This is a genomic window from Telluribacter sp. (assembly GCF_035998675.1).
Taxonomy (GTDB): Bacteria; Bacteroidota; Bacteroidia; order Cytophagales; family Spirosomataceae; genus Telluribacter.
This window is the reverse complement of record NZ_DASYHI010000016.1, coordinates 1-15552: the sequence shown is the minus strand read 5'-3', so window position 1 is coordinate 15552 and position 15552 is coordinate 1. Positions and strand designations below refer to the sequence as shown.

Annotated in this window: 17 protein-coding genes; 8 read left to right on the top strand and 9 right to left on the bottom strand. The window is 50.0% G+C overall.

Annotated features, from left to right (window positions below; genetic code table 11):
- Positions 1-12: 12 nt before the first annotated feature.
- Both VGN67_RS09780 and VGN67_RS09775 read right to left on the bottom strand, forming a co-directional pair.
- Positions 13-420 carry a DUF4890 domain-containing protein gene (locus tag VGN67_RS09780; RefSeq protein ID WP_327486631.1) on the bottom strand — a complete coding sequence of 136 codons (408 nt, stop codon included), beginning with the start codon at positions 418-420 and terminating at the stop codon, positions 13-15.
- A gap of 74 nt (positions 421-494) precedes the next feature.
- Positions 495-782 carry a hypothetical protein gene (locus VGN67_RS09775; protein ID WP_327486630.1) on the bottom strand — a complete coding sequence of 96 codons (288 nt, stop codon included), beginning with the start codon at positions 780-782 and terminating at the stop codon, positions 495-497.
- 270 nt (positions 783-1052) lie between these two features.
- Between VGN67_RS09775 and VGN67_RS09770 the strand changes: the two genes are divergently transcribed.
- From VGN67_RS09770 to VGN67_RS09755, 4 genes are all read left to right on the top strand, one after another.
- Complete coding sequence (locus tag VGN67_RS09770) at positions 1053-1748, top strand: LexA family transcriptional regulator (protein ID WP_327486629.1); 696 nt, start codon at positions 1053-1055, stop codon at positions 1746-1748.
- A 61-nt stretch (positions 1749-1809) separates the two neighbouring features.
- Positions 1810-2196, top strand: coding sequence for a VOC family protein (locus VGN67_RS09765; protein WP_327486628.1), 387 nt, complete (start codon positions 1810-1812; stop codon positions 2194-2196).
- Between the two features lie 9 nt (positions 2197-2205).
- Positions 2206-3297 carry a DNA polymerase IV gene (gene dinB / locus VGN67_RS09760; RefSeq protein ID WP_327486627.1) on the top strand — a complete coding sequence of 364 codons (1092 nt, stop codon included), beginning with the start codon at positions 2206-2208 and terminating at the stop codon, positions 3295-3297.
- Positions 3298-3450: 153 nt separating this feature from the next.
- The gene (locus VGN67_RS09755; protein ID WP_327486626.1) at positions 3451-5652 is read left to right on the top strand and encodes a S9 family peptidase; all 2202 of its coding nucleotides are present in this window, start codon (positions 3451-3453) and stop codon (positions 5650-5652) included.
- Positions 5653-5704: 52 nt separating this feature from the next.
- Here VGN67_RS09755 and VGN67_RS09750 read toward each other — a convergent pair whose 3' ends face one another.
- Positions 5705-6904, bottom strand: coding sequence for an AGE family epimerase/isomerase (locus VGN67_RS09750; RefSeq protein ID WP_327486625.1), 1200 nt, complete (start codon positions 6902-6904; stop codon positions 5705-5707).
- 43 nt (positions 6905-6947) lie between these two features.
- Positions 6948-7913: a nucleoside hydrolase gene (locus VGN67_RS09745; protein WP_327486624.1), complete on the bottom strand. Its 966-nt coding sequence runs from the start codon at positions 7911-7913 to the stop codon at positions 6948-6950.
- A 252-nt stretch (positions 7914-8165) separates the two neighbouring features.
- Between VGN67_RS09745 and VGN67_RS09740 the strand changes: the two genes are divergently transcribed.
- A complete protein-coding gene (locus tag VGN67_RS09740) occupies positions 8166-8909 on the top strand; it encodes a hypothetical protein (RefSeq protein WP_327486623.1) in 744 nt (247 codons plus the stop codon).
- 259 nt (positions 8910-9168) lie between these two features.
- On the opposite strand, the gene VGN67_RS09735 is transcribed toward VGN67_RS09740, so the two are convergent.
- Entirely contained in the window at positions 9169-9483 is a 315-nt protein-coding gene (locus VGN67_RS09735; RefSeq protein WP_327486622.1) for a hypothetical protein, read from the bottom strand.
- 319 nt (positions 9484-9802) lie between these two features.
- Between VGN67_RS09735 and VGN67_RS09730 the strand changes: the two genes are divergently transcribed.
- Positions 9803-10039, top strand: a complete 237-nt coding sequence (locus VGN67_RS09730) for a hypothetical protein (protein ID WP_327486621.1) — start codon at positions 9803-9805, stop codon at positions 10037-10039.
- A gap of 318 nt (positions 10040-10357) precedes the next feature.
- Here the strand turns inward: VGN67_RS09730 and VGN67_RS09725 are convergent, their stop codons facing one another.
- A complete protein-coding gene (locus VGN67_RS09725) occupies positions 10358-10837 on the bottom strand; it encodes a metal-dependent hydrolase (RefSeq protein ID WP_327486620.1) in 480 nt (159 codons plus the stop codon).
- A 281-nt stretch (positions 10838-11118) separates the two neighbouring features.
- Between VGN67_RS09725 and VGN67_RS09720 the strand changes: the two genes are divergently transcribed.
- Positions 11119-12654 (top strand): malate:quinone oxidoreductase, encoded by a 1536-nt coding sequence (locus VGN67_RS09720; protein WP_327486619.1) that lies wholly within the window; start codon positions 11119-11121, stop codon positions 12652-12654.
- Positions 12655-12737: 83 nt separating this feature from the next.
- On the opposite strand, the gene VGN67_RS09715 is transcribed toward VGN67_RS09720, so the two are convergent.
- Positions 12738-13205 (bottom strand): hypothetical protein, encoded by a 468-nt coding sequence (locus VGN67_RS09715; RefSeq protein WP_327486618.1) that lies wholly within the window; start codon positions 13203-13205, stop codon positions 12738-12740.
- A 386-nt stretch (positions 13206-13591) separates the two neighbouring features.
- Here VGN67_RS09715 and VGN67_RS09710 point away from each other — a divergent pair, with 386 nt between their 5' ends.
- Complete coding sequence (locus tag VGN67_RS09710; RefSeq protein WP_327486617.1) at positions 13592-13996, top strand: PEGA domain-containing protein; 405 nt, start codon at positions 13592-13594, stop codon at positions 13994-13996.
- A 562-nt stretch (positions 13997-14558) separates the two neighbouring features.
- On the opposite strand, the gene VGN67_RS09705 is transcribed toward VGN67_RS09710, so the two are convergent.
- Complete coding sequence (locus VGN67_RS09705; RefSeq protein ID WP_327486616.1) at positions 14559-14891, bottom strand: LytTR family DNA-binding domain-containing protein; 333 nt, start codon at positions 14889-14891, stop codon at positions 14559-14561.
- A gap of 33 nt (positions 14892-14924) precedes the next feature.
- The coding region (locus VGN67_RS09700; protein ID WP_327486615.1) for a choice-of-anchor Q domain-containing protein at positions 14925-15552 on the bottom strand (628 nt) is incomplete at its 5' end.

Sequence of the window (15552 nt, the reverse complement as noted above, 5' to 3'; positions counted from 1 at the left end):
TAAATTTACTTACTATTTCCTCGTTTTGTGAGCACCATGCTTGTGCTCTTTTATGCCTCTCTGACCGCTTTTGGGACCACGATCCAGACGGCCCCTCTGGCGCATTTCCTGCTGCATTGCTTTGTATTTTTCCTGTTGGTCAGGGGTCAGAATGGCGGAAAGTTCTTTGCGGAAGTTCTCCTGCTCGGCCCGCATGCCTTCGCGATTCTGGCTTTCGCGTAGCGCCTGCATTTTCTGGCCACGGTTCAGATTCAGGGTATATACCTGCTTTTGTTGTTTTTCCGACAGCCCCAACTTTTCAGTCATTAGTTTGGTCTGGTTTTCGGCGCGTTGCTCGGGAGTTCTGTCTCCACCGCCCCGCTGGGCGAAAGCGGTCATACTTACTACAAGCAACATCATGGCTAACAATACTTTCTTCATGGGGTAGGTTTGTTTTAGTTACCTGGGTTAGATACAGGTAAGGACCCAGGGTTTAACCAACCATCCAAAAAACTTTATAACCAGCCTTTCACCAGGTTGGTCCACTCTTCCTTTAGCGTACCAGCCGGCATGGTCGCTCCCGCCCGGCGGTACCAGTAGTTAGCATTCCAGTTGTCACCCTCCACCCGGTGCAGGTAGGCGTGCAGGCGGTCGTAGTCGCGGGTACCTTCGCGGCTTTGGGCTATTTCGTGGGCGGCCTGCCATTCGCCTTTGGCGTCGTGCCAGAGCGCGACAAGTACTTCGGAAGCCTGGCTGGGCGGAGCCGGATTATCAAGGGAGGCTACAAACTGGTCGTAGGTCATATATATGGTAAAGGTTAGTACGGTTACTAAGTAGGGGTATCATATCTAAAAATAAAAGTAACTATTGAAAACCAATTCAACTACTTGGGAGTTAGGTTAATCCCTGTCAATTTTTGAAAGCAGAAGGTAAGGGAGTGAAATTGAGTAAGATAAAGGCCCGGAGACTTCAACCGTCGAAAAAAACAATACTTTTTTTCGAAGAATGGTTGTAATTATTATACTTCGTGCATTATATTTACTCATCAGCAAGGCAAAAAATAAATACTGTCTATGTATTTTGCTCAAAACCTCATCTTCCTACGTTCGCAGCATCAGGAGCGTCCTTCCCAGCAAAAGCTGGCGGATACCCTGGGTTTTAAAAAATCAACGCTGGCAGCGTGGGAATCAGGTCGGGCCAAGCCATCTTTTGAAGACCTGCTCCGATTGGCGGAGTACTTCCAGGTTTCGACCGACGACCTGCTGAAGCAGAATCTGGCGGAGCGGCGGGCGAAGCCCTGGTTAAAAGAAGACAACCTGAGGGTACTGGTAACGACGGTAGGCCACGACGAGCGCGAGAATATTGAGTATGTGCCGGTGAAGGCAATAGGTGGGTACCCCGAAGGGTACGGAGACGTAGAATACGTAGCTAAGCTACCTGTTATTAGTCTGCCGTTTTTGTCCAACGACCGCAAGTACCGGGCCTTTCCCTACGAGGGAGATTCTATGCCACCCATGCGGGAAGGCGCGGTAGTATTCGGGGAGTATATTGAGTATTGGGAAAAAATTAAGAGTGGTACTATCTGTCTGGTTGTAACCAAGGACGAAGGGGTAGTACTTAAAAAGATTTTTAATTACCTGGAGGAGAAGGGGGTGCTGGTCTTGAAGTCGTTGAATGAGCGGTATGCACCCTATCCCGTTCGGCGGGAGGATATTCTGGAAATGTGGCTGTTCGCCGGTTTTTTCGACCGCGAATTTCCGGTTTCCTGAAATGGTTCGCATATTTTTTTGATTCGACTAACTATACACGGTTCTTTTATTACGATCAGTTATGAAAAAGGTTGATTTAGTACTCCAGGACTTTCGTATCATTACCCCGTACTTCACGGTAAAAGAAGCGGACGAATTTATATGCTTTCTGGAAGAAGCATTCGCAGCGCAGGTAGGGTATTGTGAGCACCGGGTAGATGGTACCATCGACAGTGCTCTTATTTTACTGCAGGATACGCTCGTTGAAATCAGCGACGCCAACGCCCGGCACCCGGCCCGTTCTATATTTATGCACCTTCAGGTACAGGATGTGGAGGCGCATTTTATACGAATGGTAGCCGCCGGAGCGCGTCCCGTTACCGAACCCAGCCATCAGCCCAACGGCGCCAGCGACTCGCTGCTGCTGGACCCCTGGAATAACCACTGGCACCTTACCACCTGGGAGTAACGCAGGGCCATGGAGGCAGGACCGGCCACAGATACCAACCGGAAGATCATCCATGTGGACATGGATGCTTTTTTTGCTTCGGTAGAGCAGCGCGATAATCCCGACCTGCGTGGCAAACCCGTAGCTGTGGGCGGCGGCAGTGAGCGTGGGGTAGTGGCGGCAGCCAGCTACGAGGCCCGTCGCTACGGTGTTCGATCAGCTATGTCGTCCCACCTGGCCAAACGCAAATGCCCCCACCTGATTTTTGTAAAACCCCGGTTTGACGTATATAAATATGTATCAGGGCAAATCCGCGACATCTTTGCCGAATATACACCTCTCTTTGAACCGCTCTCGCTGGACGAAGCCTACCTGGACGTAACCGAAAATCTGAAAGGCATGCGCTCGGCTACCCGAATAGCCCAGGAGATCAAGCAAAAAATAAAGCAAACTACCTTACTGACCGCTTCGGCGGGTGTTTCCTACAATAAATTTCTGGCTAAACTCGCCTCGGACTACCGCAAGCCCGACGGTTTGTTTGTGATCAAACCCGGCGAAGGGGAAGCCTTTGTGGCGGATTTGCCGGTGGAGCAGTTTCACGGGGTAGGGCGGGTTACCGCCGAGAAAATGCACCAGCTGGGGATACAGACCGGATTGGACCTGCGCGGGAAAACGGAAGAGTTTCTGCGGAAGTACTTTGGAAAAGCCGGTGGCCACTACTACAAAATTTCCCGCGGCCAGGACGACCGCCCCGTAGAGCCGGACCGAATCCGGAAGTCGGTCGGTTCGGAGAATACCTTTGAGCGGGACCTGGAAACGCTGGCTGAAATGCAGCTGGGCCTGGCGCCGCTGATTGACGATGTCTGGAAGTGGTGTGAACGGACCCGGATATTTGGGCGTACCGTAACGGTCAAAATAAAACTTAACGATTTTCAAAGCCTGACGCGCAGTCGCTCGGCGCTTATCCCCATCCGGGAGTACTCCGTCATGGAGCAGGTAGCTTACGACCTGCTCGAAGAAAACTTTCCTACCCCGCGGCCCGTGCGACTTTTGGGCGTATCGGTTTCTAATCTGGAAGATACCCAACCCTACGAAGGAAAGCAGCTCACCATTAATTTTTAAGGAGGATTCCCCCGGTTTTGTTAATTTCGAGGCTGCCATTAGTCAAAAAAGGAAGCCGTGGGCTGTCTTGAATCAAAATCTTAGATTCTGCGTTTATTTTAGAGTATACTTGCTGCTATTCAATCAACAACCATAACCAAGTCTTAACCCAACATGAAGCAAACCCTTAGAATTGTAGTATTACTTTTTCTGTCTGTGCCGCTATTCGCCCAGATACCGGATACCTTTCAATGGCTACCGGATGGGAATGGCTTTCGCGATGCCGTCGATAATGAAATTGTAGAAGTTACCCTGCCGGGAGGTACACAGCGAACCCTTGTTACTCGTCGACAGCTAACTCCCGTTGGCAGCCAGGCTCCCCTCGAAATCCGCAGTTACACCTTTTCCGGGCAGGGCGACAAGGTACTTATTTATACCAATACCCGCCGGGTGTGGCGCTACGACACCCGCGGCGACTACTGGGTTTATAATTTAACCAATAATACGCTCACCAAACTGGGCAAAGGTCGTCCGGAATCTTCGCTTATGTTTGCCAAGTTTTCGCCGGATGGTACTAAGGTGGCCTACGTTAGCCAGCGTAATGTGTACGCTGAAGACCTGACCTCGGGAACCATAAAAGCCCTCACCACCGACGGCACCGACCGCGTTATTAACGGTACCTTTGACTGGGTTTATGAGGAAGAGTTTGATGCCCGTGATGGTTTCCGGTGGAGCCCCGACAGCCGGTCGGTTGCGTACTGGCAGCTGGACGCCCGCCAGATCCGCAACTTTCTGATGATCAACAACACGGATTCTATTTACGCTTATAACGTACCCGTAGAGTACCCTAAAGTGGGCGAAACGCCTTCCCCCTATAAGATCGGAGTAGTGGATGTGGCCACGGCTTCAACTAAATGGATGAACATACCCGGTGATCCCAAAAATACCTACGTACCCCGGATGGAATGGGCCGGTAACGCGCAGGAACTGGTGATTCAGCAATTAAATCGTAAGCAGAACGAAAGTCGGCTGATGTACCTGAACGTGAAAACCGGTAATGCCACTACGGTATTTACCGAAACGGATGCCGCCTGGATTGATATCAAGAGTCGCTGGGACAATGACCCCGAAGGCTGGACCTGGCTCAACAACGGTAAGGAATTTTTGTGGGTAAGTGAGAAAGACGGCTGGCGGCACGCCTACCGCATCGGTCGGGACGGCAAGAAAGAAACCCTGATTACCAAAGGCGATTACGATATTATTAATCCGGTTCGGGTAGATGAAAAGGGAGGCTACTATTATTTTACGGCTTCCCCCACCAACGCTACCCAGGCGTATTTGTACCGTACCAGCCTGGATGGCAAAGGACAGGCCGAAAGACTCAGTCCGGAAGCACAAAAAGGTACCCATACCTACGATGTTTCCCCCCAGGCCCGGTACGCCCGTCATCAGTTTTCTAATGCCCAGACCCGCCCCATTACCGAATGGATTACCCTGCCTGACCACCAGTCGCTGGACCCCAATTCGGGAGTAAGTGCTGCCCTGGCCAACCAGGGAGCCCCCGATCTGAATATTGAATTTTTTAAAGTAAAAACCGCCGATGGGATAGAGCTGGACGGCTGGATGGTAAAGCCCAATAACTTTGATCCCAATAAGAAGTACCCTATCGTTTATACGGTGTACGGAGAGCCCGCCGGTAGTACGGTTATTGACCGCTATGGTACCGGACGCAACCGGTTGTACGTAGGCAGTATGGCCAGCGACGGGTACATCTATGCTTCCATTGATAACCGGGGTACTCCCTCACCCAAAGGCCGGGCCTGGCGTAAGGCTATTTACCGTAAAATAGGAGTTATTAATATTCATGACCTGGCCGAAGGCGCCAAATCCATGTTCCAGAAGTACCCTTTTATTGATACCAGCCGGGTAGCCGTGCACGGTTGGAGCGGGGGAGGGGCCTCAACCCTGAACCTGATGTTCCAGTACCCTGAGATTTTTAAAACCGGAATTGCCGTTGCGGCCATTACCAATCAGCTTACCTACGATAATATTTACCAGGAACGCTACATGGGAATACCGCAGGAAAATCCGGAGGATTTTGTAAAAGGCTCACCGGTAACCTATGCCAAAAACCTGCGCGGTAACCTGTTGTACATCCACGGTACCGGCGACGATAACGTCCACTACCAGAATGCCGAGATACTTATAAATGAGCTGGTAAAACACAATAAGCAGTTTCAGTTTATGCCTTATCCCAACCGCACCCACGCTATTCGGGAAGGAGAAGGTACCAGCCTGCACCTGAATACGCTCTTCACCAAGTTCTTAAAGGAACACTGCCCGCCGGGCGGAAGGCTTATAGATGGTCCCAAATAAAATAACCAAGAAAGGAGCGGTTTATCGCTCCTTTCTTGGTTATGAGCCATTTTCAATGACCGGCTCCCCCCATGCGCCGCCACATTTCGGCGCAGGCGCGGGCGTTGTGGTAGGGGCCTTTCCAGAAGTGAACCTTATCACCCTTGACGGGAGCCCCCTTACCGGAGGTTTCGTCGTAGGTAACGGTGGTATGCCATTCTCCCTTTTCCTTGTCAATGAAACTGGCCTGAATATAGTCCCAGCTCTTTTTGGCTTTGTCCCGGAAATGCTCCTGCCGGGTTAGCTGATAAGCATTATAAAACCCAACCAACTGTTCGGCTGCCACCCACCAGCTCCGGTTGTACTGGGTGTGTTTGGTGGCGGGGTCGTATTCGTAGTGCAAAGCCCCGTCTTTGCCGAGTCCGGTGGCGGCGGCTTCGGCCATTTTTATGGTCCGGTCCCGTACCCGGGCGGTCAGTGGTTCGTCATGAAGTACTTCGGCGGTTTCGTACAGCAGCCAGGATGCTTCAATATCGTGTCCGTAGGAAATAATCTCGTCCTTGGTTTGCCAGTTGGTATTGAAGAAAAGCCGCATCCGGTGGGTTTTGTCACTTACTATGTGGTTCAGGATTTGGTCCATCATCCCTTTTATCTGTTCCTTGAGCCGGGCATCGGGCCAGGCGCGGTACAGGTTGGTGTAGGCTTCAATCAGGTGCAGGTGCGTGTTCATACTCTTGTTCCAGGGGGCCTTGCTCAGTATGTAGTCGTCGGTCGGGCCCCAGTCGCGGGCAAACGCTTCGCGGTAGCCGCCGTTTTGCGGGTCAAAAGAGTGCTTTTCCACCAGCTCGTAAAGCTTCCTGGCTTCCGCCAGAGCGGGGGCGTGGTTAGACGCCAGATAGTATTCGCTCAGGCCATATATAGCAAAGGCCTGCCCGTATATCTGTTTTTTGGTGTCCAGAGGCGTACCATCAGCTTTGACGGACCAGTACACCCCACCTTCCTGTTTGTCGGTAAAGTAGGTGGTCAGGTACTGATAGGCGTTTTTGGCGAGGGTAAGGTACTTAGGCTTGTGGAGGTACTGATTAGCCATGGCATAGGTCCACAGAATCCGGCTGGTTACTACCACCGACCGGGGCGCATCCGGCACGGGCTGATTGTCATTATTGACCCTTCCGTGGAAGCCGCCCCGGCCATCGGGTGTATATTTTTCCCAGTAATCAAGAATATTGACCAGTTCCTGTCGGAAGGCACGGGCGGTAAATGGGGCTAACATAGGGAGGAGGTTAAGTACTTGATTTAACTGATCAATTATTTATCTATCGAATGGCCATTTTATCCATACTGCGGGCTATTGCTTCTACATCGGCGTCCGGCTTAAGTACTACGTACTCGTGCAGGCTATCTTTATCCGTCCGCCATTGGTTGCTCCCGTCTTCGTTGACATGGCAGTACCCCTGACTGACGGTCGAAAAGTACTTCCCGGCCTCCTCCATCAGCAGATATACCGCCACCTGGTCCCAACTGGCCCGGCCCTGGAAATTGTTGTACAGCTCATAGGCGCGGTAAACCGGGCTGTCGGCCGAAAGCTTACTTTTAAGAAAAGGCCCGCCGGTTTTAATTACATTCCCTACATCCCAACCCACAAAAGTAACCGGCTTTTCCCATTCCTGCAGACAGTACACGGTTGAGGCGGGGTCGGGGCGGTAAAAGTTCGCTTCCTTGCCTTCCGGGTAATTCCCTCCCATACAAAGCCACTTAGCTACTTTTTTCCGGACCAGCTCTTTACCACTCATGGGTGAGTACTTGTCAGCTCCCGACTGAAGTAGGTTCTGAAGGCTGGTCAAATGGCCGATGGTAATAATGACCACCGAGCCATCGGGGCTTTCGCTCAGCAGCTTCCGGTACAGGGTGGCCGCTTCCTCCGCCTCCTGGTAGGACCGCAGCCGACGCGGAAACTCTTCGCTGATTTGCCGGGTGTACTTCGACTGAACCTTATAGGCAGGCTGATTTTTCAGATAGCCGATCGGCAAAGCGGGGCGCCCGAAGTACTGGTTTATGGCGCTGGTACAGAGCGGCGCATACGGGTCATCACTCGTAACCACCACACCCAGGAAGTTGATTTTTTTTTGATCCGCCAGCGTGTGCACCATGGCCAGGGCCTCCACATCATCCACATCCGAGTCAATATCCGCGTCCAGAATTACATTGTACTGCTGGCTGCGGGCACTAAAACTCAAAAGAACCAGCGCAATAAGCGCAACTATTTTAGGATAATTATTCATAGTAAAGGGAACGTCGGGAATATGAACCGCTTTGGGGAACGGTACCTAAAATCGTTTTTTAGGTTAAAGGAGAAAAGGAGACAAAAATACTGAAAGGAGTGGGGGGGTGAATCATTCAAAAAAAGCAAAGCTGCGCTAGGAGGGGCTGGATTTGCCTTTGTTGTTTGCAGGTACCTTTTATCTTTTTATTATATTCGCTGCAACAGAGTAATCAATAGCCATTTCACGTAAATTCTAAACATCCAAAGTCGAATGAAATCAATTTTATTTAGTTTCTGTCTCCTGGGAGCTACCGCCGCCCTGGCGCAAACCCAGATGACCAACACCACCAAAGACTGGATCTCCTCCAATGGTATGTCGCTTCACCCCGCCGGTATAATATGGAGTGTGGCCTCCGGCGAAAAGGCTTCGGTCATTGGAGAAACCTACCTTGATACCGTCTGGGCGAAGGGAAACGTAAAATTTTATACGAGTGTACAGCCCATCGGCGGCAATCCGGTGGATAGCATAGTGGGGCTGGCGCTGCGGTACAATGTACATTTCGATGAGCTGGAAGTAATGCTGGGCACCTATAAGGATGTAAAAGCGGTGGAAAGCTCACGCATTAAAAACTTTACATTAGAAAAGAACGGAAAGTCGGTCCTTTTCGTAAATACCAAAGAATATGCAGCCGAAAAACCGGCAAAGGGTTTCTACGAAGTACTGGTACCGGGCAAGGTACAACTGCTACTGAACCAGCGTACCAGTGTCAGAAAGCCAACCTATAATCCGGCAATGGACATTGGCGATAAACACGAACGCATTACGATGAACAATGAGTACTACCTGGTGCGTAACGGAAAGCTAAGCAAGTTGAGTCCCAATAAAAAAGGCCTGCTAACGGCCATGGGCGACCAGGCCGATGAGATGAGCAGGTACTTAAAATCCAATGACCTGGACTTAAAGAACAAAAACGACCTGATTCGGGTATTTGAGTTTTACAACAGCAGATTGTAAGTGGTGCTGGCAGTGACCAGGCATTGCATTTATCCGTTAAAAAAATGTTAGAAATTACGTAAGCGGTAAAAAAAATCAGTGCCGATAACTTACTTTTGAACCAAATAGTGTGTGTATAGTGTCAAACACCTGGCTGGGGTTCCCGGCCAGGTGTTTCTATTTTTAGTCAATAATAGAATAAGGAAGTCTGGGAGAAGTCTCCTTCATGCCAGCCTGAAAGTACCAAAATGGGGTGCCGGTCTGGTTGGAACTGGAGTAATCAGGAGCAGGCCAGTAACTCCTGGTGGCTGCGGGAAGACTGGGCCGGAATCCTGAGCTGTTGAACCATAACTGCGCAGCGTTCGTAATCTTCAATTTCTTCAAAAAAGCGGAGAACTTCCTCCACAAAATCAAAACCAAAGAACAAGCCCATGGTATGGTAGTCCTGCTGATACAGGTAAATGGCAACTGTACCAATCTGATTCTGAATAACCGGTACTTCTAACAGGGAGGACTTTTTAGTATTCAAATGAGAAACCAAATGTTCCGCCAGGGCAAAGGATTCATTAAAATTATTCATCGGAAAACTGTTCATCGTAATAGAGGCTGGGATTAGCGTGTGTAACAGGTAGTAAATATAATTACAAAGAATTTTTTAACTACATAGTAAAGAAGTTTTTAATAGAAATTTAACCGCGCCGTAAAGAGTGATTGTTGTTCAGCCAGGCTGAGGGTCCATTGTTGTAGCGGAAATGCAAGTTCATTTGCCAGTACAAAGAGAGGAAGTTAGTAAGTACCTGGTATAACTTTTTTGCGGTCAATAGGGAGATGTAACGCTTAGGTACACCATTATTATTGGAGTGGACCTAAGGCAATGAATGAGGAAAATGATTATTTAACTAAACGTAGCTAACATGGAAATTGTCATAAAAGACCCAAGTAACGACGTAGAACTAAGGCTGGGTGTTGAACCCGAAGATTATAACGGGGAGCAGTGTTTACGAATAGTTTACCCCAATAAAGACTCGTTTGTTATGGTACAGAAAAACGGCGACTGGGAGGTAGTGGATGAAGAATTTATAAATCCCGAACTTATTGAAGTGATTGGTAAAGCCCTACAGCCCAAAGCCAGTTATAATTCCCTTTCCTGATAAAAATCTTTTAAAGGAAAAGATTTAAACTACTAAAACACCCCGCCGGACCTTTCGGCGGGGTGTTTTAGCGTAGGAAATACAATCAATCCCATTGGCTGCTTTGCCGCCCCCGCTTTTTTAAATTTCATATCAGCCGTAGGCCGCCGCGGGCCGGCAGGCGGTGTTTGTCAATCCAGTAGGCCCATAGTACCAGTATCCACTGTAGTTGACCGGCCCAGGCAATGTCGGTAGTACTGGTGGGGGAGGTCCGAAAAGATTGGCCAGGTGAATCAGACCCAAAAAGGCAACCAGCGCCCAAAAACCAATTTGCCCTACTCAGTCAGTAGCTGTAGTACTTCGGGCGTATACTACCACCCCCGCCACAAAAAGACTTACTTCCACCACCATACTGCCCACCAACGAATTCCAGAGACCCAAACCCATCCTGGGCGAATCGCCGGGGTAGAGTGGAAGGTCAGGTTGGTGCATAATAACATCCAGCAGCCAGTGACTGAGTACGCATAAACCTACCACTATCGCCTCCGCCCGGTTTTTTCTTAGCAACCAGTACAGCCCGCCCGCCAGCAGACTCCAGCCCATAACGACCAAAAGACTGTGTGAAATGGGATAGTGTGTGAAGTCGAGTGGCGTTACCTGAGTAGTACCGGGTTGGATGGAGACTTCTTCGAGCCCCAAGAGCAGAAACGTTGGCCACAGCAGGTCCAGTAGCTGCGAAGCCAGAAACAATGTACCCAATGAAATAGCGGGCCGGGCTGCCTTAGCCCCAAAACCCACCGCGAAATGACCAATGAACATGATGTAGAGGTGTTAAATGATTGTTAGATAAAATTGGGTTTACGAATGGATGGTCAAAGGTAGGAAGCAACAATTGGCAGCGGCAGAAAAAAGTGGATGAAACGGAGAAACATCGGAAAGAAGCGGCAGGAACCAGGGACAAAAGGCGGCTAATCGGGGAAGTACTCAGGCAAAATAGCGGGGTTAGGAACAGGTTTTTTGCTAGAATACTGACTGCTTTTCCCTAAGTACCTATTGGGGGGAGCTTTACTACTAGTGATCAAATAAAAAATGTACGTAGAATGATACAACCTGTGAGACCTGAAAGTACCCAACCCGATGTAGTTTTGATTGGGGCTGGTATCATGAGCGCTACCCTCGGTATGCTGCTCAAGGAACTGGACCCGACCCTTACCATTGAAATTATTGAACGGCTCAACGTTGCCGCCGCCGAAAGTTCCGACGCCTGGAATAATGCCGGTACCGGTCACTCGGCTTTTTGTGAACTGAACTATACCCCCCAGAGGCCCGACGGCTCGGTAGATACTTCCAAAGCGGTCAAGATCGCTGAGTCGTACGAAATATCGAAGCAGTTCTGGGCTTACCTTACCCGGCACGACCGCGTTGATCTGCCCGACACGTTTATTCAGCGGATTCCCCATATCAGTTTTGTGTGGGGCGAAGAAAACACAGACTTTCTCCGAAAACGGTACGAGGCCCTGCGGGAATGCCACCTTTTCAGGGAAATGGAGTACTCGGAAGACCCACACCAGCTCACCGAATGGATGCCCCTGATAATGGAGGGACGAGATCCGACGGAGCGGGTAGCCGCTACCTACGTACCCATTGGTACCGACGTCAATTTTGGTGCCCTGACCCGCTGCATGTTTAACTGTCTGAAAGAAATGGAAGGCGTTACTTTACACTTTAACCAGGAAGTAAAAGACCTCGATCGCCAACGCGACGCGTCCTGGGAGGTAAGTATCAAAGATTTGGCGACCCACCATAACCGAAAGATACGGGCCAGATTTGTGTTTATCGGGGCGGGCGGCGGCTCTCTACCGATTCTATTAAAATCCCGGATTCCCGAAGGCAAAGGCTTTGGCGGTTTTCCCGTGAGTGGTCAGTGGCTTCGTTGTACTAATCCGGAGGTTATCAGGCGGCATTTTGCCAAGGTATACGGTAAAGCGGCCGTTGGCTCGCCGCCCATGTCGGTACCGCACCTGGATACGCGCATGATCAAAGGAAAGCAGGAATTACTCTTTGGCCCCTATGCCGGCTTTACCACCAAGTTTTTAAAGAAAGGCTCCTTCTTTGACCTGCCCCTGTCGGTGAAGCTGCAGAATATCAGGCCCATGATCGCGGCCGGTTTGCACAACATCCCGCTTACTAAGTACCTCATTGACCAGGTGCGGCAGTCGCCCGAAGAGCGCTTTGCAGCCCTGAACGACTACTTTCCCCAGGCCGACATGGCCGACTGGGAACTAGAAATAGCCGGGCAGCGGGTTCAGGTTATCAAGAAAGACGCGAAGGAAGGAGGCATACTGGAGTTTGGAACGGAGGTAGTAAGCGCCGCCGACGGCAGCCTGGCGGCCCTGTTGGGTGCCTCGCCGGGTGCCTCCACGGCGGTATCAATTATGCTGAGCTTGTTGGAACGCTGCTTCCCCGAACAACTCCGGTCCGAAGCCTGGCAGCGCAAACTTCGGGAGATGATCCCGTCCTATGGTCAATCCCTGGGCAGCAACGGCCAACTTTTACGGGATATCCGCGACTACACCAGCCGGGTGCTGGGCCTGGACGTAGCGGTGAATCAGAGACCCGAGAGGACTTTGCCTTGAAATTGGTTATAGTTGGCCGGAATTTTTACAAAAAAAGTCTGACAAGTACTTGTCAGACTTTTTTTTTAGTCACTACAATCTATTTATTTCTTCTTAAATTCAAGATAATCGGTCGTAACGGAAGTGGTTGAGCCCTGATCGGTAAACTTAAAGGTGATACCAATCACTTCGGAACCATCCGGTTTGGTGGACTTAATGGCTTCACCTTCCACCCGCCGGACTTTTACTTTTCCATCCTCGTTTAAATCGGCTTGCTGATCAATTTTGAATGCCGTCGGATTAAGTACCAAAACATCCTTCAGAGTATAAACATCAGTACTTCTGATTTCTTTCCCCTGGCTCTTAAACAGGTAGTTAATTGTGTAGGTAATGTTTAACCGTTTATCCCGCGAGGTTACTACCCACGTTTGATTCGTGGAACTATTGCCATCGGTGGTAATAGTCCAGTATTCACCCACAAAATTGGCTGCAAAGTCAGGATCAGGAGCGGGGGCTGATTCTTTACAGCCCAAAAAGGAAACGACGAGAAGGAGTAAAAGCAGTTTTTTCATTTTTCTTTTTAATGGTCAAACCTACTAAATACGGAGGAGAAATATTCACCGATATAACGAGAAAATTTCAGTTTTCCATATTTCTAATCAAATGTTTTCGTCTCCTGTACTTCTCCTCCTTCCATTTATTCAGGAGGGTGGAGCTGTCTCCTCAAGCGTGCACTTTCAATTGGACAGGGGATGCCGGATAAAAAAGACGCTGAATGTTAGCAAATTATTGGCATGGGGAGGAAGACCGTTAGGAGGGGGGAGGTTGATCAGGTACCCTTCTGCGCGCAGTTATGTAGGGCCTGCTACCATTCGATAATATTATTATACAATATTTTGTAATGTTCCGCGGGCCCCCTAAACTTGTGCGAGTTACTTACCTCTATCTTTTCATCGTAATGAAAAAACAACTATTCTTGATCAGCTTAGTGCTAGTCACTGTTTTTCTCAATGGCTGTGCGACTATTTTTTCAGGTTCGCGGCAGACCGTTCGCATTGAGAGCTATCCACCGGGTGCCAATATAGAAATTGACGGAATTTCTCATGGGATTACCCCAGCTACGGTCAGCATGAGAAAAAGCCTTAATGCCACCTCAGTCGTTCTGACCAAAGAAGGCTACCAGACCAAGCTCTTTTCGCCCTCCCAAGAATTCGACCTGGTTGGGATACTCAATATCTTTTTTTGGCCAGGCTTTATTATTGATGCTGTTAACGGATCCATGATGCGATTCGACTCTCCATACTATCAGATCAAATTAGAGCCTGTCAGCGAGGCGGTCAGCTCGAGCGGTACTAATAAATAGATAACGCTGGAGTTAAATTACCGCTCTACACCGCGCTCCCCTATTGGGCCTTCACAGGTTCTGTGGAGGCTTTTTTATAATAGGAGGCATTTGCTCTTTCTGGTGGTCCGGACAGGACCCGGACCTATGTATTTTGCCTAATCCTGCTAAATTATAAATTCATTGTATTTCAAATAGTTAGCAGTTTTTGAAGTTCAGAGGAATTCAATAAGATAAGGTATGTCTTCAGAAATTTGAGCTATTAAAAGCAAAAAAGAAGTCACGATTACGCCCTAATTACTAGGTTGCAGCTTATAGTACTTAGAACTAGACTTAAGTTGCTCAACTATACAGCAAGGCAGTAATATAGATGGCGCTATTTATTTTGGCCAACTAAAAATTTGGACGATACTATCTATTACTCTGTGTATTAAACCCTCTGTTTATTTAAACATAGGGCTAAGGAAAATGCACAAACTTAAAAAATAAGGGCAGAAGATTTGTCTCCTGCCCTTGGGGTACTAATTCATGTTTTGCCCGTGCTAATCTTGTTCAGGGAAGGGTGCTGCCTACACAAATAGTGTCAGACCTGGTCCGCCTCCTTCATCCTTCTGAGCTTCCTTCTGGAAGGTGTCAGCCGGGTCTGGTCGCACAGCAGCAGGTCGTTGTTCCGGCAGTGCTTCACCACGTACCTGAGGTTAACCACATCCTTCCGGTTGAGCCGGAGGAACTCTCCGTGCGGCTGCAAATCCTGGTCCACCCATTTCAGCGTCCGTGACACTATTGTTTGCCGGCCATTGACCTGGTGCACCACCGTGTAGTTGCGCCGGGCTTCCAGCCTGACTACCTCCCTGGGATTTACGTGGGTATAGGCTCCAATGGAAACAAAGACCTCCTGCTCCTGCTGTGTCATCATGGGAAACTTCGCTGACTAGTTTGTCTTACTTTATCACTCAAATGCAAGGGTACTGGCCGTACCCACAAACTGCAGCTTCGCGTCCTGCCGGTACTCGATGGATAGGGCCGTCGCGGCAGCATTGATGCTGACGGTGTGTCCGGCATCCAGAATTACCTGATCGCCCGCTTGCGGCACCCGACCTGCATCCCAGGTAGAGGCATCTTCCCAGTTACCGGTCTTCACGCTGATAATCAGGCCCCCACTGAGGCTGCCTTCAAATTCGTAGGCGCCCATATCCACCGTCCCGCCGCTGTACCTACGGGCCTTGCCGTCCAGGTCCTGCTCCCAGTCCACCAGCGCGTTATCGCCCGCGTTGATGGCCGGTGAGTTCACCTGCAGGCGGTAGTCGCCCAACAGCGAAGGCGCCTGCTCGTAGAGCGCCTGCTGCACAAAGCGCGGATTCGTATTCAGGTTCCCTACGCCGGCATAGCCGCCCTCCACAATGCTGTGGCTGATGGTGGCGTTCTGGTCCAGGGTTTGCCCCTGGTTGGCCCAGATCACCGAGTTGCGGATGGTCAGGTGGCTGTTGCGGGTGTTAAGGCTGGCCGCCCGCTCGCCGCCGTTACCTGCGATAGTCACGTTGGTGAGCGTAGGCGTACTCTGGCTGTTGTAAAGGGCG